The sequence below is a fragment of the Pseudoflavonifractor sp. MSJ-30 genome (assembly GCF_018918045.1).
Classification (GTDB): domain Bacteria; phylum Bacillota; class Clostridia; order Oscillospirales; family Oscillospiraceae; genus Faecousia.
Window position 1 is genome coordinate 1 of sequence record NZ_JAHLPU010000027.1, and the last position, 23,323, is coordinate 23,323.

At 57.1% G+C, this 23,323-nt stretch carries 17 protein-coding genes; 10 read left to right on the forward strand and 7 right to left on the reverse strand.

Going from position 1 to position 23,323, the window contains the following annotated elements; genetic code table 11:
• Window positions 1-674 precede the first annotated feature (674 nt).
• The gene (locus KQI10_RS04320) at window positions 675-3,926 is read left to right on the forward strand and encodes a PD-(D/E)XK nuclease family protein (protein ID WP_216566181.1); all 3,252 of its coding nucleotides are present in this window, start codon (window positions 675-677) and stop codon (window positions 3,924-3,926) included.
• Window positions 3,916-7,428 (forward strand): helicase-exonuclease AddAB subunit AddA, encoded by a 3,513-nt coding sequence (gene addA, locus KQI10_RS04325; protein ID WP_216566182.1) that lies wholly within the window; start codon window positions 3,916-3,918, stop codon window positions 7,426-7,428. The genes KQI10_RS04320 and addA overlap by 11 nt, the downstream gene beginning before the upstream one ends.
• Window positions 7,429-7,467: 39 nt before the next feature.
• Here addA and KQI10_RS04330 read toward each other — a convergent pair whose 3' ends face one another.
• From KQI10_RS04330 to pheS, 3 genes are read right to left on the reverse strand one after another with little or no spacing between them, the layout of a single operon-like run.
• A complete protein-coding gene (locus tag KQI10_RS04330; RefSeq protein WP_216566183.1) occupies window positions 7,468-7,848 on the reverse strand; it encodes a hypothetical protein in 381 nt (126 codons plus the stop codon).
• A 58-nt stretch (window positions 7,849-7,906) separates the two neighbouring features.
• Entirely contained in the window at window positions 7,907-10,294 is a 2,388-nt protein-coding gene (gene pheT / locus KQI10_RS04335) for a phenylalanine--tRNA ligase subunit beta (protein WP_216566184.1), read from the reverse strand.
• 12 nt (window positions 10,295-10,306) lie between these two features.
• Window positions 10,307-11,350, reverse strand: coding sequence for a phenylalanine--tRNA ligase subunit alpha (pheS, locus tag KQI10_RS04340; protein ID WP_216566185.1), 1,044 nt, complete (start codon window positions 11,348-11,350; stop codon window positions 10,307-10,309).
• Window positions 11,351-12,010: 660 nt separating this feature from the next.
• On the opposite strand from pheS, the gene KQI10_RS04345 reads away from it, so the two are divergent.
• The 7 genes from KQI10_RS04345 (at window position 12,011) to KQI10_RS04375 (ending at window position 17,639) form a co-directional block, all read left to right on the forward strand.
• Window positions 12,011-13,519 carry a carboxypeptidase M32 gene (locus KQI10_RS04345; protein WP_216566186.1) on the forward strand — a complete coding sequence of 503 codons (1,509 nt, stop codon included), beginning with the start codon at window positions 12,011-12,013 and terminating at the stop codon, window positions 13,517-13,519.
• An 11-nt stretch (window positions 13,520-13,530) separates the two neighbouring features.
• Window positions 13,531-14,370, forward strand: a complete 840-nt coding sequence (locus tag KQI10_RS04350; RefSeq protein WP_216566187.1) for an NAD(P)H-hydrate dehydratase — start codon at window positions 13,531-13,533, stop codon at window positions 14,368-14,370.
• A 12-nt stretch (window positions 14,371-14,382) separates the two neighbouring features.
• Entirely contained in the window at window positions 14,383-14,946 is a 564-nt protein-coding gene (locus KQI10_RS04355; RefSeq protein ID WP_216566188.1) for a hypothetical protein, read from the forward strand.
• Window positions 14,947-15,234: 288 nt separating this feature from the next.
• Window positions 15,235-15,594: a type II toxin-antitoxin system PemK/MazF family toxin gene (locus KQI10_RS04360; RefSeq protein WP_216566189.1), complete on the forward strand. Its 360-nt coding sequence runs from the start codon at window positions 15,235-15,237 to the stop codon at window positions 15,592-15,594.
• Between the two features lie 108 nt (window positions 15,595-15,702).
• Complete coding sequence (locus KQI10_RS04365) at window positions 15,703-15,951, forward strand: IreB family regulatory phosphoprotein (protein ID WP_216566190.1); 249 nt, start codon at window positions 15,703-15,705, stop codon at window positions 15,949-15,951.
• Window positions 15,952-16,303: 352 nt separating this feature from the next.
• Window positions 16,304-16,597 carry a hypothetical protein gene (locus KQI10_RS04370; RefSeq protein WP_216566191.1) on the forward strand — a complete coding sequence of 98 codons (294 nt, stop codon included), beginning with the start codon at window positions 16,304-16,306 and terminating at the stop codon, window positions 16,595-16,597.
• Between the two features lie 43 nt (window positions 16,598-16,640).
• On the forward strand, window positions 16,641-17,639 hold the full coding sequence (locus KQI10_RS04375) for an SH3 domain-containing C40 family peptidase (protein ID WP_216566192.1): 999 nt from the start codon (window positions 16,641-16,643) through the stop codon (window positions 17,637-17,639).
• A gap of 120 nt (window positions 17,640-17,759) precedes the next feature.
• Here KQI10_RS04375 and KQI10_RS04380 read toward each other — a convergent pair whose 3' ends face one another.
• The 4 genes from KQI10_RS04380 to KQI10_RS04395 all read right to left on the reverse strand — a co-directional run bounded on the left by KQI10_RS04380 (window position 17,760) and on the right by KQI10_RS04395 (window position 22,909).
• Window positions 17,760-18,836: a uroporphyrinogen decarboxylase family protein gene (locus tag KQI10_RS04380; RefSeq protein WP_216566193.1), complete on the reverse strand. Its 1,077-nt coding sequence runs from the start codon at window positions 18,834-18,836 to the stop codon at window positions 17,760-17,762.
• Window positions 18,833-20,179: an MFS transporter gene (locus KQI10_RS04385; RefSeq protein WP_216566194.1), complete on the reverse strand. Its 1,347-nt coding sequence runs from the start codon at window positions 20,177-20,179 to the stop codon at window positions 18,833-18,835. Before KQI10_RS04385 ends, KQI10_RS04380 begins: the two co-directional genes overlap by 4 nt.
• 152 nt (window positions 20,180-20,331) lie before the next feature.
• Complete coding sequence (locus KQI10_RS04390) at window positions 20,332-21,822, reverse strand: MFS transporter (RefSeq protein WP_216566195.1); 1,491 nt, start codon at window positions 21,820-21,822, stop codon at window positions 20,332-20,334.
• A gap of 406 nt (window positions 21,823-22,228) precedes the next feature.
• The gene (locus KQI10_RS04395; RefSeq protein WP_216566196.1) at window positions 22,229-22,909 is read right to left on the reverse strand and encodes a TetR/AcrR family transcriptional regulator; all 681 of its coding nucleotides are present in this window, start codon (window positions 22,907-22,909) and stop codon (window positions 22,229-22,231) included.
• Between the two features lie 138 nt (window positions 22,910-23,047).
• Between KQI10_RS04395 and KQI10_RS04400 the strand changes: the two genes are divergently transcribed.
• Window positions 23,048-23,272, forward strand: coding sequence for a hypothetical protein (locus KQI10_RS04400; protein WP_216566197.1), 225 nt, complete (start codon window positions 23,048-23,050; stop codon window positions 23,270-23,272).
• The last annotated feature ends 51 nt before the right edge of the window (window positions 23,273-23,323 follow it).

The window sequence follows — 23,323 nt, forward strand, 5'->3', positions numbered from 1 at the left end:
CCACCGGCAATCGTTAGATAAGATTCGCTGCGCGACGCACCGCCCTCCCTTAGGAATCCCTCCCGGCCTCAGAACCAAAATAATCTCTGTGCCGCCTTCCGGCGAGTACGGGGTGCAATCCCTAAATTTTTCCGGTTCAGTTCAATGAAGGAAACCAATATTTTGGATGCTTTCTATTTCGGCAACCCATCATCCGGGTATTCCATGCCAGTGTGCGCACTGGCGCGGAATAGAGAACCGGTTTTGGCTTTTGTGGACTGTTTTCACTGTGTGAAAACAGCAAAGAGGCCAGATTGATTATAGACTTTAAGGTGCCGAACGTCTTAGATAGAATACCGCTGAAACATTGCTTTTCTAACGTAAATGCGCGCCGGAGGGGGATTCTCAAGGGGGGCGGTGCGTCGCGCAGCGAATCTAATGAATCGATTGCCGGTGGCAATCGCACCGCTAATACATCGGCTCTGCGGCGGGAGCAAGCAGCGGTCAGCGCCTCCCTTAGGCCGCATTCTTGCGGAGCTTCTTGGCGGGACAAGAAGCTCCCCGCCGGAGGCACCCAGCCAACGGGCGGACGGGCATTCTTTTAGGGTAGTACCCTGCCCTAACACAGATAAAATGTCCGCTTTATTGTACATAAAACATGCTATGATCCGGAAAAACAGAAAGGAGTCCCTGCAATGCTTCGATTGCTTTTGGGGAAGGACTGGAAGGTCCTTCGAAAACAGATCCTGACGGAAATCGCCGGAAATGTGGCGGCACGGCGAGAGGGAAACGTGCTCATTGTGCCGGAACTCATCAGCCATGAGATGGAACGCGCCCTCTGCGCCGCTGCCGGAGATACGGCCAGCCGTTACGCGGAGGTGCTGTCTTTCTCCCGGCTGTGCCGGGCTGTGGCGGATGAGATCGGCTGCGCCGGCATGCAGTGCCTGGATAACGGCGGCCGGGTGGTTGCCATGGCCGCGGCGGCACGGCAGCTGTCCAGCCGGCTGAAGGCCTACGCCGCTCTGGAGAGCAAGCCGGAATTCCTCAAGGAGCTTGTGGATGCTGTGGACGAATTCAAGCGCTGCTGCATCACGCCGGAGGAGCTGAAGCGGGCGGCCGGGGCGACCACCGGCAGTCTGGCCCAGAAGCTGGAGGAACTGGCCATGCTCATGGAGAGCTACGACAGCCTCTGCGCTCAGGGACGGCGGGACCCCAGAGATCAGATGACCTGGCTGCTGGAGCGCCTGGAGGACTGCGATTACGGCGAAAGCCACCGTTTTTACATAGACGGCTTTCCGGATTTCACCCGGCAGAATCTGGCCATTCTGGAGCATCTGATCTGCGTCAGCCCCATGGTCACGGTGGCGGTGAACTGCGATGAGGTGGACAGCCAGCTGCTGGCCTTTGAAAAGCCCGGCAGCACCGCGGGGGAACTGTACCGCATTGCCAAGCGCCGGGGCGTGGCGGTGAAGGTCGAAAAACTACCGGGGCAGGAGGACGCTCTGGCGCTGGCAAGAGAGCGCCTTTTCCAGGGGCAGCTGCCCCCGGGCGGCGCCGGAGAGGTACTCCATACCTATCAGACGGATTTTGCCTGGCAGGAGACCATGGCGGCAGCGGAGCAGACCCTTGAATTGCTCCAATCCGGCTGCCGCTACCGGGATATCACTCTGGTGGTATCGGATATGGGAACTTATTCCGGCCTGGTGGGTCTGATTTTCAAAAGAATGGGCATCCCCGTTTACCAGGCGGGCACAGAGGACATCCTGCGCAAAAGTGTTATCGCTACGGTGCTGGCGGCTCTGGAGACGGCAGCTTCGGATTTTGAACCAAGGTCCATGCAGCGGTATCTCCGGTCGGCCATGTCGCCGTTGGAGCCGGACGAATGCGATGAGTTGGAGAATTATGTCTACCTGTGGACCATCCGGGGCAAGCAGTGGCTGTCCCCCTGGACGAAGCATCCCGGCGGTTTTGCCAGGGAGATGGAGAAGAAAAAGCTGACGCGGGAGCAGAAGGACAGTTTGGAACATCTCAATGCCATGCGCGCAACTGCGGCGGAGCCGCTGGAGCGGCTGCGCAGGGGGATTTCCGGTGGGCAGAACGTCGCCGGGCAGGTGACAGCGCTGTACCGCTTCCTGGAGGAGATCCAGGTGGAGCAGCGGCTTTCTGCCCAGGCGGAAAGCCTGGATGCGCGGGGGGATAACCGGCAAGCGCAGATTCTGAACCAGCTGTGGGAGATTCTGCTGTCCGCTTTGGAGCAGATGTACGACGTTTTGGGCCAGACCCAGTGGGAACCGGACCAATTCCAGCGGCTGCTGCGGCTTCTGCTGAGCCAATATGATGTGGGGACAATCCCGCCGGTGCTGGACGCCGTGCAGATGGGACCCGTGTCCGCGCTGCGATGCCATGAGAGCAGGCACCTGATCGTCCTGGGCGCCAGGGAGGGCAGTATGCCCGGCTATTCCGGCTCCAAGGGTGTGCTGACGGATCAGGAACGCATGGCTTTGCGGAAGCTGGACGTACAGCTTACCGGCGGCGCGGAGGAGGGCATTCAGGAGGAGTTTGCGGAGATCTACGGGTGCTTTTGCGGGGCTTCGGAGTCCATCCGCGTGTTCTGCGGCGGAGATCAGCCATCCTATCTGTTCAAGCGGCTCTGCGAACTGTCCGGAGGGCCGGAAACTGGGGAGACAAATCTGGAATTCGCCCCCGGCGGCCCGAAAGAGGCCGGGGCATGGCTGGCCCAGTGGGGCGCGCGAAGCCAGGCGGAAGCGCTGGGTGTAGAGAAAGCCTACGAAAATATCCTCGCCCGGCGGGACTACGGCCTGGGCAAGGTGGGCCGTCAAGGTCTGGAAGGACTTTACGGCAGCCGCCTGCGGCTGTCCGCCTCCCAGGTGGATACCCAGGCGGAATGCCGATTGAAATATTTTTTGCAATACGGCCTCAAGGCTAGGGAGCGGAAGCCCGCTCAGGTGGATCCGGCGGAATTCGGCACCTATGTTCATGCGGTCCTGGAGGATACGGTCCGCCGGGTGCGGCAGGAAGGGGGCTTTCAGGAGGTGACCCTGGAACGCACCCGGCAGATCGCCCGGGAGCTGTCGGACGCCTACCGGCGGGAGCGGTTCAGCTCTCTGGAGTCCAGCCGGGTTCAGCGGATCATGGAGCGGAATACCCAGGAGTTGGACCTGATTGTGGAGGAGCTGTGGAGAGAACTTCACAGCGGGCTTTTCCGGCCCGTAGGGGAGGAAGTCAGCTTCGGACCTGATGGGACGCTTCCCTGGATCCGGATCCCCGGGGCGGATATGGACGCCGCGCTGCAGGGGAAGATCGACAGGGTGGACGCCTGGCAGGGCCCCGGCAGCCCCTATTTCCGGGTGGTGGATTACAAAACCGGCAAAAAGAGCTTTGATCTCTGCGGCATCACCCAGGGCGTGGGCCTGCAAATGCTCATCTACCAGTTTGCCCTGGCCCGGAACGGGATGGGCTATTTCGGTGAAAAATGCTTCCCCGCCGGGGTGGAATATTTCCCGGCCCGGGCGCCCTACCTCTCCTGCAAAGGGAATATGGAGGAGGATGCCGTTGAAAAGGAGCGGCGCAAACAGTGGCAGCGCAGCGGCATGCTGCTGGAGGACGGGGAAGTGCTGAACGCCATGGAGCCGGAGGATGCGGAGAAAAAGGTCCTGACCAGGATATTCCTGGCGGACCGGGAGAAGCTCAAAATGCTGGAAAGCTATGTGTTTCAGCTTCTCAAGAAGGGTGTGAACGACATCGCCTCCGGCAATGTGTCTCCCAATCCCTATTCCAGAGGCACCAGTTTCGATGCCTGCGCTTTCTGCCCCTATGGGGCGGTATGCCATCCGGACCGAACGGCGGACCGTCGGAATTACAAGGAAATCAAGGAAGACCAATTCTGGGAAACCGTAGAGAAGGAGGTTTTGGGCCATGAAAAATGAACTGACGCCGGATCAGCTTCTGGCGGTGGAAAACCGGGGCGGCAAGCTGCTGGTCAGCGCCGCGGCGGGCTCCGGCAAGACAAGAGTTCTGGTGGAGCGGCTCATGGACTATCTGACGGATCCCCAGGACCCGGCCAGCCTGGATGAATTTCTGATCATCACCTATACCCGGGCGGCAGCCTCGGAGCTGCGGACGAAGATCGCCAGGGAGCTTACCGACCGCATTGCCAAAGACCCGGAAAACCGCACGCTGCAGAAGCAGCTTCAGCGGCTGTACTTAACAAAAATATCCACTGTCCACGGCTTCTGCGGGGATTTGCTGCGAGAGTACGCCTATCGGCTGGGACTGGACGCGGATTTCCGGGTGACAGATGAGAACGGGGCCCGGGAGCTGCGGCAGCAGGCCATGGAGGATATGCTGGAAAACGCCTATGAGAAACTTCAGGAGGATTCAGACTTCTGCGCCTTTGCGGACAGCCAGAACCTGAGCCGGGGGGACGGCCAGCTGGGGGAGATTATCGAAAAGGTCTACGACAGCGCCCGCTGCCACAGAGACCCTGACGGCTGGCTGCAAAGCTGCCTGGATGCCTCCGGGAACCTTCCCGGGGATGTAGGCGAGACGGTCTGGGGGAAGGCGCTGATGCAGAGCCTCTTTGTCTGGCTGGACAGCTATCTGCCTGCGCTGGAAAAGTGCGCCCAGGCAGCGCGGGACATGGAAAAGGTCCATGCCAACCTTGCGGACTTGCTGAACCAGGTGCGGAAGCTGCGGCTCAGCGGGACATGGGATCAGGTATCGGAGAATATCCAAATCAACTATGGAAGACTGACTTTCCCAAAGAAAGATGTGGATGAGGATGCCAAGGCTCTGATCCAGACCACCCGAAAAAGCTTCCAGGACGAGCTCAAAAAGCGCTCCGATGTGTTTGCCCGCAGTTCCGCGGAAATCGCCGGGGATTTTGGCGGCTGTGCCCAGGCCCAGCGTGGGCTTGTAAAGCTGGTGCGACAGTTTACGGCGGACTATGAGAGTCTGAAAAAACAGAGACATGTGTTGGATTTCAGTGATCTGGAGCACAGGACGCTGGATCTACTGCTGGGGCCTGACAGGGCAGCGCCTACGGCGGTGGCCATAGAGGTTGGGCGGCGGTTCCGGGAGGTGCTGGTGGATGAGTATCAGGATTCCAACGGCGTTCAGGATGCCATTTTCGACAGCCTGACCCGGGAGAAGAAAAACTGCTTTCTGGTGGGCGACGTGAAGCAGTCCATTTATCAGTTCCGCCAGGCGGACCCGGGTATTTTTCTGGAAAAATACAATGCCTACGAAAGCGCAAAAGACGCTCGGCCCGGCCATGGCCGGAGAGTGCTGCTGAGTCAGAATTTCCGGTCTGGTCCGGAGATCCTGGACGCGGTGAACTATGTGTTCCGCCGGTGCATGACAAAAGACGTTGGCGGCTTGGACTATGGAGATCAGGAGGCTCTCTGGGAGGGCGTAGCCAGGGAAACACTGCCGGATCCCGCCGTGGAGCTGTGGCTTTTGGCCGGGGCCCCGGACAGTAAGGCCGCGGAGGCGGCCTTCACGGCGGACAGAATCGCCGGAATGCTGAGGGAGAAGACGCCTGTCCGGGATAAAACAGGACTGCGGCCCGTGAAGCCCGGAGATATCGTGATTCTTCTGCGCTCCCCCGGCTCCCGGGGCGAGCTGTTCCGGCAGGCGCTGGAGACCCGGGGCATCCGCTGCTGTACGGATGCCGGGGCGGACATTCTTCAAAGCCCGGAAATTCAGGTGCTGCAGAGCCTTTTGCAGACCGTTTCCAACCCCAGACAGGACATTCCTTTGCTTGCCTGTCTGGCAAGCCCCCTCTTTGGATTTACGGCAGAGGACTTGGCCCGGCTCCGGGCGGGGTCCGGACGGGAACGGCTCTTTGATGCACTGACGGAGTGGGAGAATGACAAAGCGGCTTCCTTCCTGTCCCTTCTGACCCGGCTGCGTTCCGCCGCACGCATGGGGACTCTGACGGAGCTGCTGGAGCTGATCTTTGCCGAAACCGGCATTGACAATATCTATGCGGTGATGCCCGGTGGGGAGACGGCAAAGCAGAATCTGCGGCAGTTCTACTGTCTGGCTTCGGATTTTGAGCAGGGTCAGATGTGTACGCTGGAGCGTTTTCTGGAGCATCTGGACCGGCTGGCGGAGCGGGGCCTTACCGGGGCGGCGGCTAAGGACGCGGAAGCAGTCACGATTATGAGCATCCACCAGTCCAAGGGTCTGGAGTTTCCGGTTGTGGTGCTCTCCGATCTGTCCCATAAATTCAATATGACCGACGCGGGGGAACAGCTGCTGTGTCACAAGGAGCTGGGCCTGGGCGTGCAGATGGCGGATCCCGTCAAGCGCATCCGCTATCCCTCTCTGGGCAAGCTGGCCATTGCGGACAGGATCCGGCAGGAGACCATCAGCGAAGAGATGCGGGTGCTGTACGTGGCCATGACCCGGCCCAAGGACCGGCTGATTATGACCTATTCCATTCCCAATGCCAACGGGCCAAAATCCATTGATGTTCTGGCGGCGGCGCTGCCCATGCGCGGGATGGAAGCGCTGTGCCGGGAGGCACAGTGCATGGGCCATTGGGTGCTGCTGGCGGCGCTGGATCGACCGGAGGCCGGGCAGCTGCGGGATCTGGCCGGGGCACATGATGTGAATTCCCAGACGGTTTTTCCCTGGATGGTGCGGTTTGTGGATACATCCATTCCGGAAACGGAAGAAAAGACGGAGACTGCCCCCACGGAGCAGCCCAAAACCGTCACGCCGGAGCAGATGGAACGGCTGCGGCAGGCGCTGTGTTTTACCTATGCCCATCCCCAGGCGGCTTTGGCCCCCTCCAAGCAGACGGCCACCGCCAGAAAAGGTCGGGATAAGGATCAGGAGGCGGCCCAGAATGCGCCGGAGGAGAAAAAGCCCCAGCGCGTCTGGCGCGCTCCGGAGTTTATCCAGAAAAGCCGGGATGGCCGGGCCTACGGCAGCGCCATGCACCGGGCCATGCAGTATCTCCATTTCGAAGCCTGCGGTGACAAAAAAAGCATCCGTCAGGAGGTCGAACGGCTGGTGACCGAGGGATTCCTGACGGAGGAAGAGGGAAAGCTGGTAAATTGCGGCCAGATCGCCCGATTCTTCGAGTCGGAGTTGGGCTGGCGGCTGCGGCTGGGCGGAAAGCTCCTGCGGGAATTCAAGTTTTCCATTCTGGACGACGGCCGGCACTACGGCGATGGACTGGAAGGGGAGCGGGTGCTGCTGCAGGGTGTCGTGGACTGCGCCATTGTGGAAGAGGACGGCATCACCGTGCTGGACTTCAAGACAGACCGGGTCACCCCGGAGACCATTTCTCAGGCGGTGGACCGCTACCGTCCCCAGGTGGAGACCTATAAGGAGGCCCTGGAGCGTATCTACGAGAAAAAGGTCAAAAAGGCCGTGCTCTATTTCTTCCATCTGGACGCCTTTGCGGAGGTATAAAAAGACCTCCCCCTATGTGCCGGACCACCGACATTGCGCTTAAGTTGGTGACAGAGGGTACGCCTGCCTGGCAGATTTCACGGCCAGGTAGGCGTCCTTGCGTTTTTGCAGGTAGGCGTAGGGTTCCTCCGGATAAATGGGTTCAAAGCGGACCTTCGGGGTGTCGTGCCTGGATACCAGGGAAAAGGCGAGCGTCCCTTCCCCCAGCCGCTTTACCGGCCGCCGGGTGTCCAGACCGAAGCCGCCATCAATGGGCACCAGAATGCCCAGGTCTTCCTGTTTTTTTCCACAGGTTGCCAACAGGCGGAAAGCAGCCTCCCCGGAAAGCCGACAGCGGCAGCGGAAGACATAGTATAACCCCTGCCGTTCCGCCCATACCCGGCCGATAGACTTGCCGCCAAAGGTCAATTCCTGCTCCATAAAAAAACACCCCCTGCCGCAAGCTTACGCGGCAGGGGGTGGCGCTATGCGTAGGGAATCAGCGCAGGGCTGCGCCCAGCTTTTCTTCCAGAGCGGTCAGGACCTTTCTGGTGACGCCCTCGGAGTCGGCGTCGGTCAGGGTCCGGTCGTCGGCCCGCAGTTCCAGAGAGAAGGCCATGCTCTTCTTGTCTGTGGGCACGCCTACGCCCCGGTAGATGTCGAAGAGCTGTACATCCCGCAGCAGCTTTCCGGCGGCCTCGGAGATAACCTTTTCCGCCTGGGCTACGGTGACGGCCTCGTCGCAGACAATGGCCAGGTCACGGCTGACCGCGGGGTACTTGGGCAGAGGCACATAGGTGGGGGCGGGCAGGAGATGGTTCAGCATTTCGGAGAAGTTCAGCTCGGCGCAGTAAATCTCGCCGTCCAGCCCAAAGTTTCTGGCGACCAGCGGATGGATCTGGCCCATAACGCCGATCTGCACACCTTCCACACTGAGGGCGGCGCAGCGGCCGGGGTGGTAGCTGGGGTTACCCTTTTCAGCGGTGTACTCCACCTTCTTCATGCGAAGACCGGCGAAAATGGCTTCCAGCTCGCCCTTCAGGGTGAAGAAGTTCTCCTTGGCGCCGTAGGTGCCGAACATGAGCATCTTGGGTTCCCGGGGCAGCTTTTCACCTTCCTGAGGCAGGTACACCTTGGCAATCTCATAGAGCTTGGCGGCCTTGTTGTGATAGGCGTTGTTCCGGCCCAGGATCTCCAGCATGGAGGGGAGAACGATGGTGCGCATAATGGAGGTATCCTCGCCCAGGGGGTTCTGGATTTTCATGGCGTTGCGCAGGGGAGAACCGGCGGGAATGCGGATCTGATCGAACACTGTGGGGGAAACGAAGGAGTAGGTGATGATCTCGCTGTAGCCCATGGCCCGGCAGAGAGTACCGGCCTTGGCTTCCAGCTTCATCTCCTGAGAGTAGCCGCCATGGGTGGCGGTGCGGAACTGGGTCACGGGGATCTCATTATAGCCGAAGGAACGGCCCACCTCCTCGGCGATGTCCACCATCCGCACCAGGTCGGGACGGAAGGAGGGGACAACGATGGTGTCGTCTTCCACGGGGATCTCCAGCCGGTTCAGGTACATGACCATATCCTCTTTGGAGATGTTTGTGCCCAGCAGACGGTTGATCTTTTCGGGCTCCAGAGGCAGGCGGCGCTCCTGAGGAACATAGTTGATGATATCAATGGTGCCGTCCAGCACGTCTCCGCAGCCCAGCAGCTCTACCAGCTCGCAGGCCCGCTGCACGGCGGGGATGGTCATCATGGGATCCAGATTCTTCTCGAACTTGCCGGAGGCTTCGGTACGCATGCCGAGAGCCAGAGCGGTCTGGCGGATGGAAGTACCGTTGAAATTGGCGGACTCAAACACCACCTTGGTGGTGTCATCTTTAATCTCGGAGTTTTCGCCGCCCATGATACCGGCCAGACCGATGGGCTTGTTTTCATCGGCGATCACCAGCATCCCTGCCTTCAGATTCCGCACGGTGCCGTCCAGAGTGGTCAGGGTCTCGCCGTCTTCGGCCTCCCGGACCACGATTTTGCCGGAGGAAACATAGCGGTAGTCAAAGGCGTGCATGGGCTGGCCGTATTCCAGCATGACATAGTTGGTGATATCCACAATGTTGTTGATGGGGCGCACACCGTTGGCCCGCAGCCGCTGACGCAGCCACTTGGGAGAGGGGCCGATCTTTACATTGGCGACCATCCGGGAGGAGTAACGGTTGCACAGCTTCTCGGCGGGGACCTCCACGTCCAGATGCTCGAAAATGGAGCCGGCATCGGAGCCATGCACCACGGGCTCGTGATGCTTCATGGGCTTGGCAAAGGCAGCGGCAGTCTCCCGGGCCAGGCCGATAATGGAATAGCAGTCGGGGCGGTTGTTGGTGATTTCAAAGTCTACCACGGTATCGTCGTTGCCGATGATTTTATTGATGTCGTCACCGGGCTTACCGGCGTCCGGCTCCAGAATCCAGATGCCGTCGGCGAAGACGCCGGGCAGGTCATTCTGGGTCAGACCCAGCTCCGCGAAGGAGCAGAGCATACCGCTGGACACCTCGCCTCTTAATTTGCCCTTGGTGATGTGGACGCCGCCGGGCAGATAAGAGTTATGCAGGGCGGCAGGCACCAGGTCGCCCTCGTGGACGTTCTGGGCGCCGGTGACGATCTGCACGGGCTCTCCCTGACCCACGTCCACCTGACAGATGAACATGTGGTCGGAGTTGGGGTGGCGAACCATGGACAGCACCTTGCCTACCACAACATTTTTAATTTCCGCGTCCATGCGCTCCCAGGTTTCCACCTTCTGGCCGAACACGGTCAGAGTTTCCACAAATTCCTTATCGGACACATTCGACAGGTCAACAAAATCCTCGTTGAGCCATTTTCTGTTCAGTTTCATCTTGCACCCTCCTTAGAACTGGTTCAGGAACCGCACGTCGTTGTCGAAAATGAGACGCAGGTCGTTGATCTTCAGCTGGCCCATAGCCATCCGCTCCAGACCCATGCCGAAGGCAAAGCCGGAGTACTTTTCAGGGTCGATGCCGCAGTTTTCCAACACCTTGGGATGCACCATGCCGGCACCCAGCACTTCGATCCAGCCCTCGCCGTGGCAGGTGGAGCACACCTGACCGTCCAGCTCGCCGGTGCCGTGGCACTTGTGGCAGGCCATGTCCATTTCGCAGCTGGGCTCGGTGAAGGGGAAGTGATGGGGACGGAACCGGGTGGCGGCGCTCTCGCCGTATACCTTCCGCAGAATGCTGATCAGCGCGCCCTTCAGGTCGCCCATGGTGATGTCCTCGGCCACCACCAGACCCTCGATCTGGTGGAACATGGGGGAGTGGGTAGCGTCGGCCTCATCCTTCCGGAACACCCGGCCGGGAGCCAGCATGCAGATGGGGGGCTTGTGGGTCTCCATGTAGCGGATCTGCATGGGGCTGGTCTGGGTCCGCAGCAGGACGGAATCGTCGTCGGTGAAATAGAAGGTATCGCTGCGGTCCCGGCTGGGGTGGCCCTCTTCAATGTTCAGCCGGGTGAAGTTATAGTCCGCCAGCTCCACCTCGGGAGCTTCGTAAACCTCATAGCCCATGCCCACGAAGGTGTCCTTGATCTGCTGGAGCACCTGATTCATGGGGTGCTGGTGGCCAATGCAATAGCTTTCGCCGGGGATGGTCACGTCGATTGTCTCGGCGGCCAGCCTGGCCTCCATGGCGGCGGCGTGGATGGTTTCCTTCCGCTCCTCCAGCTTTTCCTCAATGGCTGCCCGGACGGAGTTGGCCATCTGGCCCATGATGGGCCGTTCCTCGGCGCTGAGTTTGCCCATCTGCTTCAGGACGGCGGTGAGCTCGCCCTTTTTGCCCAGCAGCTTTACCCGCAGCTCTTCCAGTGCGGCGGGGGTAGACGCATCCTCCAGGGCTTCCATGGCCTTGACGCGGATGCTCTCCAGTTGTTCTTTCATAGTGTTTCCTCCTGCATTAATCAGCTGACAGTTGACAATTAAGGTATTTCCTTCGGAAATACTTGAGAATTATTTCAAATATCGTCCCGAAGGGGCACAATCATTGTTAATTGTCCATTGTCAATTTTGGTACAAAAAAACGCCCTCCATCCCGCATTCGGGACGAAAGGCAAACCTTCCGCGGTACCACCCGCATTTGCCGCTCTCGCGGCACGCTCTTCGGACGCTGACACGCCCCAGACGGATAACGGCGTCACCCGACCGGCCCTACTTCTGTTTCAGGCGGCGGCTCCTGGGAGAAAGCCCGTTTGCTGCACATACGGGGCTTCCACCGTCCCCCGCTCTCTGAAATGCAAACCAACAAAAGGCAGCCCAATCGCAGCTTTTGACTGTTACAAGGGTATTATATCACCGGAATTTTCAATTTGCAAGTATTTTTTGAAGAAACCCGGGGCAATTGCATGTACCGGAACCCTGTAAACGCGTAGAGACCGATGGGGGAATCGGCTTCTGCGTTTACACACCCCAAGGCATGCCAATCACTGTGCCCACCTGTATTCTCTTCTTGACGAACAGGTGTCCGCATGGTATGTTTAGTCTGAAATGGGCAAAGCTGACAATTATTCTCCCTATTTTTTTACAGGAAAGGATTTGCAGACAATGGAATATACATCTCTCCCCCAGGCGCTGGAGGCGCTGGAAAAACTCCAGAGCACCATGGCCGCTTACAACCACGCAATGGGTGTCCTCAGCCAGGACGCTGCCACAGCTGCACCCGCAGGCTCCTGGGAGGGCCGGGGCCGGACCATGGAAGTGCTGACCAAAGCCGCCTATGATTTGACCGCCGATCCTCAGAACGGCGTCCTCTATGACTATCTGCAGGCCCACGTATGGGAACTGACGCCCATTCAGGCCCGGGAACTGGAGGTCCTGAAAAAAGACTACGACCGTATGCGCCGGATCCCCGCGCGGGAATATGTGGATTACAGCGTTCTGCTGAACGACGCGGACGCCGCCTGGCACAAGGCCAAGCCCGCCAACGACTTTGCCGCCTTTGCTCCGTACCTGGAAAAAATCGTGGCCTGCTGCCGGAAGTTCGCGGGCTACTATAACCCGGATCTGGACCCCTATGACGCTCTGCTGAACGAATACGAGGAGGGAATGAACCAGAAGACCCTGGACGCTTTCTTTGCCCAGCTCCGGGGCACCATTGTGCCTCTGGTGGAGAAAATCAGCCGGAAGCCTCAAATCGACGACAGCTTCCTTATGCGCCATTACCCTGTGGAGCGGCAGCGCTCTTTCAGCGATTATCTGATGGAGACCATGGGCATTGACCGGAATTACTGCGGCATTGCCGAAACCGAGCACCCCTTTACCAACAACTTCAACAACCATGACGTGCGCATCACCACCCACTACTATGAGAACAATCTGGTGTCCTCCATGTACTCCGTGATCCACGAGGGCGGCCACGCCCTTTACGAACTGGGGGCAGATGACTGCTATAACTACACCGTACTCTCCGGCGGTGTGTCCATGGGCATCCATGAGAGCCAAAGCAGGTTCTACGAAAATATCATCGGCCGCAGCCGGGCCTTTGTCCACGCCATCTTCCCATACATCCAGTCCCATTTCCCGGAGCAGCTGACGGGCGTCACAGAGGAGATGTTCTACCGGGCTGTGAACAAATCGCAGCCCAGCCTTGTAAGAACGGAGGCGGATGAACTCACCTACTGCCTGCACGTTATGGTCCGCTACGAGATCGAAAAGGCCCTGATTGCCGGTACGCTGGAAGTGAAGGATGTGCCTCAGCGGTGGAACGAGCTGTATAAGGAATATCTGGGCGTTGATGTGCCCAATGATAAGGAAGGCTGCCTGCAGGATTCCCACTGGTCCGGCGGCGGTATCGGCTATTTCCCCAGCTATGCATTGGGCAGCGCCTACGGCGCTCAGATGCTGGACCGGATGGAAAAAGACCTGGGGGACGTGTTCGGGGACGTTGCCAGGGGCGATCTGAGCAAGGTCACCCTCTGGCTGCGCCGGCATATCCACCACTACGCCAGCTTCAAAAAGCCCGGAGAGCTGTTCCGGGAGGTCTGCGGTGAATTTGACGCCAAGTACTACACGGACTACCTGACCAGGAAATTTACCGAGCTTTACGATCTGTAAAGGAGTGCTTTATGGAACTGACCATGGCGGACATTGCCCGCCTGCTGCCCAAGCGGGACGAAAATGCCCACAAAGGAAATTTCGGCCGCGTCCTGCTGCTCTGCGGCAGCCGGGGCTATACAGGGGCTGCCTATTTTGCCGCCATGGGAGCCCTGCGCACCGGTGCGGGTCTCGTTTATCTGGGTGTGCCGGAGAGCATCTATGCCATTGAGGCGGTGAAGCTCAATGAGCCGGTGGTTTTCCCCCTGCCGGAACAGGGGGGCAGACTGTCCGAGGCGGCGGTGCCGGAGATTCTGGAAAAGATTCCCAGAATGGACGCGGTACTCATCGGTCCGGGGCTGGGTCTGGGGCAGGGGAGCTTTGCGGTCCTGAAAGCCGTGCTGACCCACGCCGCCTGCCCGGTGGTGGTGGACGCCGACGGCATAACGCTGCTTGTCCCGCATATGGATATACTGCGCGGAAGAGAGGCACCCACCATCCTGACGCCCCATGACGGGGAGTTTACCCGGCTGTTCGGCCCCGTGGGGGAGGATCGTATGGCCTCTGCCCGGGCGGCTGCTCTGGAAAGCCGCGGCATTATGTTGCTGAAAGGCCACCGGACCTGCGTCACCGACGGCATCCGGGAGTATCGGAATACGACCGGAAACCCCGGAATGGCCGTTGGCGGCAGCGGAGATGTGCTGGCAGGCGTTCTGGTGTCCCTGTTGGGTCAGGGGCTGGAGCCGCTGGAGGCGGCGGCCTGCGCCGCCTGGCTCCATGGGAAGGCAGGGGACCTGTGCGCCGGGGAGCTGGGGGAGTACGGCATGCTCCCTACGGACCTTTTGGACTTTCTTCCGCGACTTCTGAAGTAAGGCGGAGATACTATGCGCAAATGGCTCCCGATTCTGTTCCTTTTGCTGATTTTGAGCGGCTGCGGCAGGCAGACCCCGGATCCCGGGCTGAGCCTGCGCAGCCGCATTCTGGAAGGCTGCTGCTTTGACGCGGAGATCACTGCGGACTATGGCGACAGCCTTTCCGTTTTCTCCGTGGCCTGTGAAGCGGACAGCCAGGGGAAGACGACCTTTACGGTAACGGCCCCGGAGAGCATCGCGGGCATTTCCGGCACTCTGTCCGCGGGCACAGGAAAGCTGCTGTTCGAGGACGGGGCCGTTGCTTTTCCTCTTCTGGCGGACGGTCTGCTGACCCCCGCGGCGGCCCCCTGGATTTTCGTCCGCACCCTGCGTTCCGGGAATCTCATTGCCGCCGGCCGGGAAGAAGATCAGACCCGGCTCTCCATTGATGACAGCTTCCGGGAGGATGCCCTGCGTCTGGACATCTGGCTGGATCAGACGGATGATCCGGTACGGGCCGATATCTGCTATGCCGGGCAGCGGTATTTGTCGATGAATCTCACAAATTTCCGAACCGAGCCGAAGGAAGGGGCATAGGATTGAACAGAGGGTAAATTATGGGCGTGGTCGGGGGATGAATTGACAATTGACAATGGACAATTGACAATTATGGTTCCTTGGGGCGAACTGGTTTTTAATTTGTTTCCGAAGGAAACTCCTTCATTGTCAATTTACTTGCTGAATCTGAAATTTTCGGAAACCTTACCGGATATGCGCGCTGAAAGCAGGTATAAAACCAATCCCGCGGTGGGAGAATAGTTCTGACCGCGTTACATAAGGTTCCACCCGGTAGCGCGGAAAGAAAAGTACGGAGTGTGAAACCATATGGATAGTTTGGTCAAACGGGGGGATATCTTCTATGCGGATCTGTCTCCGGTGGTGGGCAGCGAGCAGGGGGGTACCCGGCCGGTGCTCATTGTGCAGAACGATACCGGCAACCGTCATTCGCCTACGGTCATTGCCGCGGCCATCACCAGCCAGACGGGGAAGGCCCGGCTTCCCACCCATATCAATATCGCCGGGGGCAGCGTGGGACTTTCCAAGGACTCCGTAATCCTTCTGGAGCAGATCCGCACCATCGACAAGCGCCGTCTCCGGGAGCACATGGGCCGCCTGGACGACGCCCACATGGCTATGGTGGATGATGCCATCGCCGTCAGCTTCGGATTGCCGGAGAGCAAATAAGAAAGGCGTTTTTCTTCCTGTTCACAGAAATTTTCTCGTTTTTGGTCTTTACAGCTTACGCAACATCAGCTATAATATAAACATTCTTTTGAAAAGGAGCTGAAGACCATGACGGATCAGGATACTCTGACCTTCAACGTGCCCGATGACAAAGAGAACATGCGCCAAATCCTCCGGAGTGTGTTCGAGGCCCTGACCCAGAAAGGGTACAATCCTGTAAATCAGATTGTGGGCTATCTGCTGACCGAAGATCCGACTTACATCACGAACTATGGCAATGCCAGAAGCATGATCTGTAAGATCGACCGGGATGAGCTGATGCAGGCGCTGGTGCGTGAGTACCTTTTCGAGCACTGAGTGACCCGGCTGAGGGGCTGCTAGAAGATACTGTCATTGTGAGCCAGTGACCGATGCCGCTGGTGTGGCAATCCCCCGGTTCGGGGCAAAGACCTGGACGCCTCCACATGGCGGCAGAAGAGTCCGGGGGATTGCCACACCAGCGTGCGCGCTGGTTCGCAATGACATTTCTTTTTCCCTCGTTATGTACCTTGACAACTTCATATCGCCCTCCGTTTTGCACAGATTACACATCTATTTTTGCGTAACTAAAAAACATTCTAGAAAATTCAGCACTTTTTTCAAATTGCACTTGACAGAATTGTTACAATGCGTTACAATTTGATTACATTTTGCACAGGAGGTTCTTATCATGGCTGAAGAGAAGACCGTTCTCACGTACAAAGGGCACCCGCTGATGCGGAAAGATAACCTGATCTACTACGGCTCCATGGCCGACGATTATATCGTTATGCTCCAGATCCTGGACAGCAAGAAGCAAGGCGACACCGATATGGCCACCCGCGTCTCCGTCCAGCTCCAGCTGACGGATCCCACCGCCAGAAGCAGAGACCGCGTGGTCAAGAAGAGCGAAAAAGGCGACCTGTACACCGCCCTGGATGTGGGCTGTGTCTGGCTGGAACGCGCTCTGGCAGGCAAGCAATAAACAAAAGACATAATCTTTTCCCAAAGCAAAACGGAGGTTCCATATGAAGTTTTCCAAAAGAATGTTCCTTATGCTCCTGACCGTAATGCTCCTGGGTTCCGTCCTTTCCGTCCCGGCCTTTGCCGCGGAAAGCGACTGCATCCAGGGCATTGCTTTTGTCAACGCCTCATCCCTGCGGCTGCGCGGTGAGGCTTCCACCAACAGCAAGATCCTGGGCAACGCGGCGAAGAACGAGGTCGTTGTCCTGCTGGGCAGGGAAGGCGACTGGTATAAGGTCAACTACAACCTGACCGTGGGCTATATGCACAAGGACTACCTGAAGACCGCAACGAAAGAAAACGCCGAGCTGGGCTACGGCAAGGTTACGGCAAGCGCCGTGAATCTGCGGCAGAAGGCCACCACTGCCTCCGCGTCTCTGGGCACGGTTTCCGGCGGCAGCAAGTGCTACATCATTGGCGTCAACGAGGGCTGGTACAAGGTCATTTCCGGCAGCAAGATCGGCTATATTCGCAGCGACTATCTGGAGCTGACGGAGGCTCCCTATGAAAATGCCGCTTCCTCCAACAGCCCCAAGTTCTTCCGCCTGGGTAAGTCTACCGGCGTTACGCCCAGCGCCGCGGCGCTGAAGGGTACATCCAGCAGCGCGTCCGGCGCATCCGGCGCCAATATCTCCGGCGCTGCCATTGTGGCCGAGGCCCAGAAGTACTTGGGCGCCCCCTATGTGGCAGGCGGCGCCAGCCCCAGCGGCTTTGACTGCTCCGGCTTTGTATACTACGTTCTGAAAAACCTGGGCATGTCCGTATCCCGGACCCCTGCCGCCCAGTTCGTCAATATCGGGACCAGCGTGTCCAAGGACAATTTGCGGCCCGGCGACCTGGTGTTCTTCATTACATCTTCCTCCGGCAATGTGTCCCATGTGGGCATCTATGTGGGCAACGGCCAGTTCATCCACGCCCCCAACTCCCGCTCCACCGTCTCCTACTCCGACCTGACCACAGGCTACTGGAGCCAGCACTACTACGGCGCAAAACGGGTGGGGTAAGGGCAGCCGCATTCTTTGCGCGAGATATGCGTATTGGTTTAGGCGGGAAAAACTGTATATAGAAATAACACCGCAACCGGCATCGCGTGCCGGTTGCGGTGTTATCTTTCTATTTGTGCTTTACAGGTTCAGATAGTGCTTTCTGGAATACTCGTATACTTCTTCCGCAAAAACACGGCTGGTTAAGGCGTCCCGGCCAATCAGCATGGTGGGTTTGCCGGGCTGGCAGTAACGATCCACATAGTTTCGGGCGGCTTCCACGGCTGCCCGGTCATCTGTCAGGTCAAATTCCGGTATGCTGATTTGGAAAACGATTTTGTCGCCCAGTGTGTCGTACAACCGGTCGATATCCGCCGCATTGGCATTGGCCTGCATCTGCCAGGTATCAATCCCGGCATCGATAAACACGGGGACACGGTCGGCCACATGGCCGCAGGAGTGGATGCCGCAGTAGCGGCCCTTTTCGTGAATGTGGCTGACAAATTTCTGCATATGGGGCAAAAACAACTCCCGGGCTATGCTGTCGGAGAAGAAGGGATCTCTTTGGCTGCCCCAGTCGTCGTGGACGATAAAGCCGTCCACACTGGGCCAATATGTACAAATCTTGTCCACGATATCGCAGGCCAGAGCTGTAGTGGCTTCAAACAGCTCCTGAATGGCATCGGTCTGTTCATCATCCACCAAGGCCATGGCGGCGTTCATAAAGTCCATCAACGAAATCAGCCGTTCGAACCAGAATCCGTTGACTGCTGTCATCTCCACGGCAAAATGGGTATCCACCCTGTGCTCAGCCGCGTCGGCTGCCCAATCCCAGTCGTTGACGTCGGGCATTTTGATGACGTCCTTCCAGTCATTGACATCGGTAAAGCGCGGATTACCGGCAACTGAAATAGAACCGCCGGCCGTCGGCTCGAACACCCATTTTACGCCGAAAGCATCCACCTTGGTGCCCTCTGCCCTACCGGCACGGCCAAGATGCTTCTGGTAAAATCCGCAAGTCAAGCCGGAAAAGTCATTTCCGGTAACGGCAAAGCAAGGGCGCTTATCCCAAAACAGCGAAAGGGCATTTTCCCGATAAGAAATGGGGGTATCAAAAATTTTGCTGGCGGGTCTTCCGGGCAGCAGTGCGGGTTTCTCACCGATGATTTCCAGTTCTCTCCTGGAGAACGGCTTCTTCTTTCGATCAAGGATATTCATATTCGTACCTCCTGGTTTATTTTTTTTGATTCCTCGGCATGATCAACAGCCGACGCATAGGGCGTCAGGGCCAGAAGCAGGATGCCGCAGATTGGAAAAACGGCGGGAATCAGGGTATAGGCGTTGATGATTGCCTGCCGCATTTGCGGCGTAGCGGCGCTTCCGGCCACATAGCCGGAGGCCATCAGCGCAAAGGGAATCAAGACAGATTTAAGAATGGCCGCAAATTTCACCGGCAGATTACTCAGGCTCATAATAAAGCCGGTGGCGTCTTTTCCGGTTTTCTGGGCATAGAGCGCTGCGTCCTTCATATATAGCGTCAGTTCAAAGGGAGAGGTCATACCGGTAAAGACGGCCACAGCCGCGCCGATGCACATGAAATAAACCGTGCTGCCGGAAAACAGCCGAATGGACAGCAGCGACACGGCCACCAGCGCATACAACGCAAGCAGTATGGGCTTGGTACGCGCGGACGCCCGGTTGCCAATCAGCCGCACCAGACTGGCACCAATCAGTCCGCCAAAGCCGATAATCAGCATATGGGTTGAAACCAGTCCGGGGCTTTCCGCACAGTATTTGTAGTAGTAGACAGCCAGTGACGGCAGCACCAGGCTTGCAATATTGGAGGTCAGGTCGATCAGGAGCGTCAGCAGCAGTCTGGGCTCCACGGCGATGACGCCAAAGAGCTCCTTCGCGGAAAGCTGTTTTGGGGAAGACGCCGGAGAAACAGGTTCCTCTACATTGGCGCAGATCCGGAAATGAATCAGACTGGAAACTATGTAAAAAATGCCCATGATCAGAATGGTTGTCTGATAGCTGGCAGACTCACTCATATGTACCGCGCAGGCGGCAACCAGCGCAGGGGTCAGCGCGTTTCCCAGCATCCGCCCGATATTGGAGCCCATCATTTTCTGAGAGGCGTACTTGGTGTTCGCGGCAGAGTCCTTGGACAGGACGGCTGTCAGCGTGACATTGGCAGAATAGACCAGATTCCACGCGGTTTTTCCACCCACATAACCCAGCAGAGCACACAGGGCAGTCTGAACCGGGGAATCGGTCACAGTGAAGCCAAGCATATAGAACAGTACCACAAGCGGCGGGCAAATCAGCAGCCAGGAGCGATATCGCCCCCACTTCATGGGCTTGCAGCCGCTCATCAGCGCGCCGGACAGAGGTACCAGCAGAAAATCCAGTACACTGCCGATCACAGAGATCAGCGATACCATCCACAGCGGCAGCAAGGCGGTGTCGGTCAGGAAGATGATAAAATAGGTGGAAGTCACCATGGTAACAACGCCTTCGCCAATGTTACCTATGCCCCACAAATATCTTTTATGTTTCATAGAAGAATCCTTTGAAGGTTCTCCGCTTTCCCGCAGGAAAGCGGAGACGAGATTCGTGAGGGACTCGGCACACTCTGATTCCATCGGCAGATACCGGAAGCATAGGCTTCAGCTGCGCTCCGGCCCGACGGGATGCGGAAGTGATACCGGCCTTAGAAGCTGTGCTGGGAATCCGCGGCACATACGCCGTTCTTCAGGTCAGCGTTCATGTAGCCGATGCGCTCATCATTCAGGTTGAACAGGAAAACCAGGGACAGCAGAGACGCAATGCCCAGCACCAGAGGACCGAAGGTCCAGAAGTTTGACAAGCTGGAAATAAAGTGCTCGGTTACGGGGCCTCCGGCGGTGATTCCATCCAGCCCGGCAGCGACCAGGACAGCTGTTCGCAGAGAGGTGGCAACCAGGGAACCGGTCTTGATGGTCAGCGCGTACACAGACATGGTCAGACCGTCCATACGCTGGCCGGATTTCCATGCGCCGTAGTCGGAGGCGGCAGCGAACATAGGCAGGATGTAGTTTTCCAACATACCCATGAACGTACTGGACAGGGCAAACAGAATCAGGAAGCCGGTTAGAGGAAGGCTGCGGAAAGTTAAAGCGATGACGGCAGAGAGAACAACATGGACAGACATGGCAGCGACGAAGCAGCGCTTGGTCTCCTTGAAGATTTTCTTCCAGATGGGTCCAAGGGTGACGCCAATGATGGCAGTCAGGTTGAACAGGGTCATGAAAATGCCCATCATCTTGAAGTTGCCAAACACATACTTGAACATATACACGGCGCAGCCGGTGTATATGAAGTAATAGCTCTTATGCAGGGACATGAACAGGAACATGGAGAGCAGAGGCCGGTTGGTGAAAATGCTCTTGAAAGTGGCACCGATGGACAGATTCTTTTTCGCCTTGCCGGTTTTCTTCATGGCATTACGCTCTACATAGGACCCCTTCAGGCACAGGGCGTAGTAGCCATAGCCCAGAACGGGGGCCACGCAGGCAATTACCGCACAGGCCGCGTAGGAAACGGCTTCCCCATGGGCAGTTGCTTCCAGTGCGCCATTGCTGGCAGCCAGAGCGATGGCGGGCAGCAGGACGGGGAACAGATAGCCGAAAACGGTCTTGCCGCCGTCACGCATAATCTTCTGCATTCTGGCGAAATACTGCCGGTCAGAGGGCTTGCTGGACAGGTTCGGGTAGACTGCGTTGGTGGGAATTGTAACCAGAGGGCTGACACAGGCGTTGATAATGGCCACAATCAGGGCTACCACAGCGCCGGAATAGCCGGTAATCCCAAAAACAGGCAGACAGTAAATCAACAGCCAACCGAAATAGTAGATAACCGGGCCGATAATCATCCAGGGATAGTATTTGGCATTCTTGAAGGAAACACGGTCCATGATAGTGCCGAACAAGGGACCGCCGATCCAGCCTACAATCTGTTGGATAATCGTGATGAGGCCCGAAAATGCGGCGGGCATCATATAGACGTTGGTGTAAAGATAACTGAGGTAGGTGCTGAGATATGCCTTTTCAATACCGCCGCCCAGCTGCTGTACGGGATAGGCAACCTTCAATTGTTTTAGCTTTTTGGTGTCCTCCGAAGAAAAGTCCTGCGCTTCCGGGACTCTGGTTTCTTCATTACCCATAGAGATTGCTCCTTTCTACCAATGCGGAATGAGTGGAATCAAGGTACGAGCGTTTATTCGAACAGCACGGAACGTTCTCGTCCGGATCGGGAAGTGCGTGCCGCAGAATACAAAGAAATTTATGTATGACTAATTTATGTACACATAATATCGCCTTGAAACGAACTTGTCAATATGGAATAAGGTAAAAAATCAGAGCGGTGCATTTTTTGTAATATATAGACAAAAACCAAGCTGCCGTTTTGACATGGGCAGCCACATCCGCATGAAAACAGGCAAAAAAAGAAGGGGGGAAACCACCACGCCGCCCGCTGGCTTTGGAACAGCGCCATCCAATGAAGCACTTAATCCCATAGAGCAGCGGGCGGAGGGAGTACCACCCCTATAAAAGATGTTTACAACAGGGTCAGAGAGACAAAATTTCGAAATTAGGACCTACGTGAATATTGAGCTGGCTTTCCCAATAACGGGATTCCTCAATCAAAGAAAGAATTTGCGGCTCCTGCAAATGAAGCATGGTGAACAGAAAGCGGACCGCGTAATCCTTGATGTATTCCAGATCCATCTTCAGATAGCCCTTTTCATAAGCGTCCACCATGCTGCGGATCATGGAAATGCCGCAAACGGAGTACAATTTCAGGTCATCATCGCTGATGTCCGGGTTGATAAATTCCTTTTGCAGTTCATAATATTGCTCCCGGCGGGGATTTGACTTTCCAAAGGCGTCGCTGCCCCGCTGATACTCATTGTAGAACCGCAGCAGGTTTGGGTTTTCAAACTTCTGCGTCAGAAGCATACGGTTCTCAACGGCGATATTCAGGGCCATATTGAATTCCTTCTTTTTTTCAAACAGGCGCATTGAAATTTCTGAGCGAATATTCATAAGAAACAGATTGTATATCTCTTGGGCCAAATTGTTTTTGGTGCCAAAATAGTAAGTAATCAGACCATTGTTGACACCGGATTTGTCGCTGATCTGGGCCAGAGTAGTCGCGTTATAGCCCTGATCGTAGAAAAGCTGGCGAGCAGTTTCCAGCAGCCGGTCTCTGCTGGATGGCTTGCCTCGGGATATTTCCTTATTCTCCATACAACGACCTCACTGTAGATTCAGTTATTTCTGTTATTGTATCAAACAAATCAGAAAAACGGAATAAGCATATTGACATTTTTTCAATGGACTGCTACAATTTTTTTAGTCATACATAATTCAGAAAGGTGGATGCTTATGGAAAGCCTGACCAAAGCGCTGCGGAGCAAGGAAGGACGGACACACCTGTTTGTGATGTTTTTGGGAATCCTGATTGCTTGTGCCGGGGGATATCTGTTCCGGACTTCTACGGTACTGTGCGACATTGTTGTAATCGTCGGGTCCGTAGTCTCTATGGCCGGCGCGGAGCAGTTCTGCCGCCTGATCGTCCGATTCCAGAGTGATATTCCGGGAGAGTCCTGAGGCAACAACGCATGTAGCGTAACCGTCAAAAATCCACGTTGTAAAAAAAAG

Bases quoted from the DNA above. Each gene is read 5' to 3' on its own strand.
- KQI10_RS04320 (WP_216566181.1), top strand. From the start codon at position 675: ATGCTTCGATTGCTTTTGGGGAAGGACTGGAAGGTCCTTCGAAAACAG.
- addA (WP_216566182.1), top strand. From the start codon at position 3,916: ATGAAAAATGAACTGACGCCGGATCAGCTTCTGGCGGTGGAAAACCGG.
- KQI10_RS04330 (WP_216566183.1), bottom strand. From the start codon at position 7,848: ATGGAGCAGGAATTGACCTTTGGCGGCAAGTCTATCGGCCGGGTATGG.
- pheT (WP_216566184.1), bottom strand. From the start codon at position 10,294: ATGAAACTGAACAGAAAATGGCTCAACGAGGATTTTGTTGACCTGTCG.
- pheS (WP_216566185.1), bottom strand. From the start codon at position 11,350: ATGAAAGAACAACTGGAGAGCATCCGCGTCAAGGCCATGGAAGCCCTG.
- KQI10_RS04345 (WP_216566186.1), top strand. From the start codon at position 12,011: ATGGAATATACATCTCTCCCCCAGGCGCTGGAGGCGCTGGAAAAACTC.
- KQI10_RS04350 (WP_216566187.1), top strand. From the start codon at position 13,531: ATGGAACTGACCATGGCGGACATTGCCCGCCTGCTGCCCAAGCGGGAC.
- KQI10_RS04355 (WP_216566188.1), top strand. From the start codon at position 14,383: ATGCGCAAATGGCTCCCGATTCTGTTCCTTTTGCTGATTTTGAGCGGC.
- KQI10_RS04360 (WP_216566189.1), top strand. From the start codon at position 15,235: ATGGATAGTTTGGTCAAACGGGGGGATATCTTCTATGCGGATCTGTCT.
- KQI10_RS04365 (WP_216566190.1), top strand. From the start codon at position 15,703: ATGACGGATCAGGATACTCTGACCTTCAACGTGCCCGATGACAAAGAG.
- KQI10_RS04370 (WP_216566191.1), top strand. From the start codon at position 16,304: ATGGCTGAAGAGAAGACCGTTCTCACGTACAAAGGGCACCCGCTGATG.
- KQI10_RS04375 (WP_216566192.1), top strand. From the start codon at position 16,641: ATGAAGTTTTCCAAAAGAATGTTCCTTATGCTCCTGACCGTAATGCTC.
- KQI10_RS04380 (WP_216566193.1), bottom strand. From the start codon at position 18,836: ATGAATATCCTTGATCGAAAGAAGAAGCCGTTCTCCAGGAGAGAACTG.
- KQI10_RS04385 (WP_216566194.1), bottom strand. From the start codon at position 20,179: ATGAAACATAAAAGATATTTGTGGGGCATAGGTAACATTGGCGAAGGC.
- KQI10_RS04390 (WP_216566195.1), bottom strand. From the start codon at position 21,822: ATGGGTAATGAAGAAACCAGAGTCCCGGAAGCGCAGGACTTTTCTTCG.
- KQI10_RS04395 (WP_216566196.1), bottom strand. From the start codon at position 22,909: ATGGAGAATAAGGAAATATCCCGAGGCAAGCCATCCAGCAGAGACCGG.
- KQI10_RS04400 (WP_216566197.1), top strand. From the start codon at position 23,048: ATGGAAAGCCTGACCAAAGCGCTGCGGAGCAAGGAAGGACGGACACAC.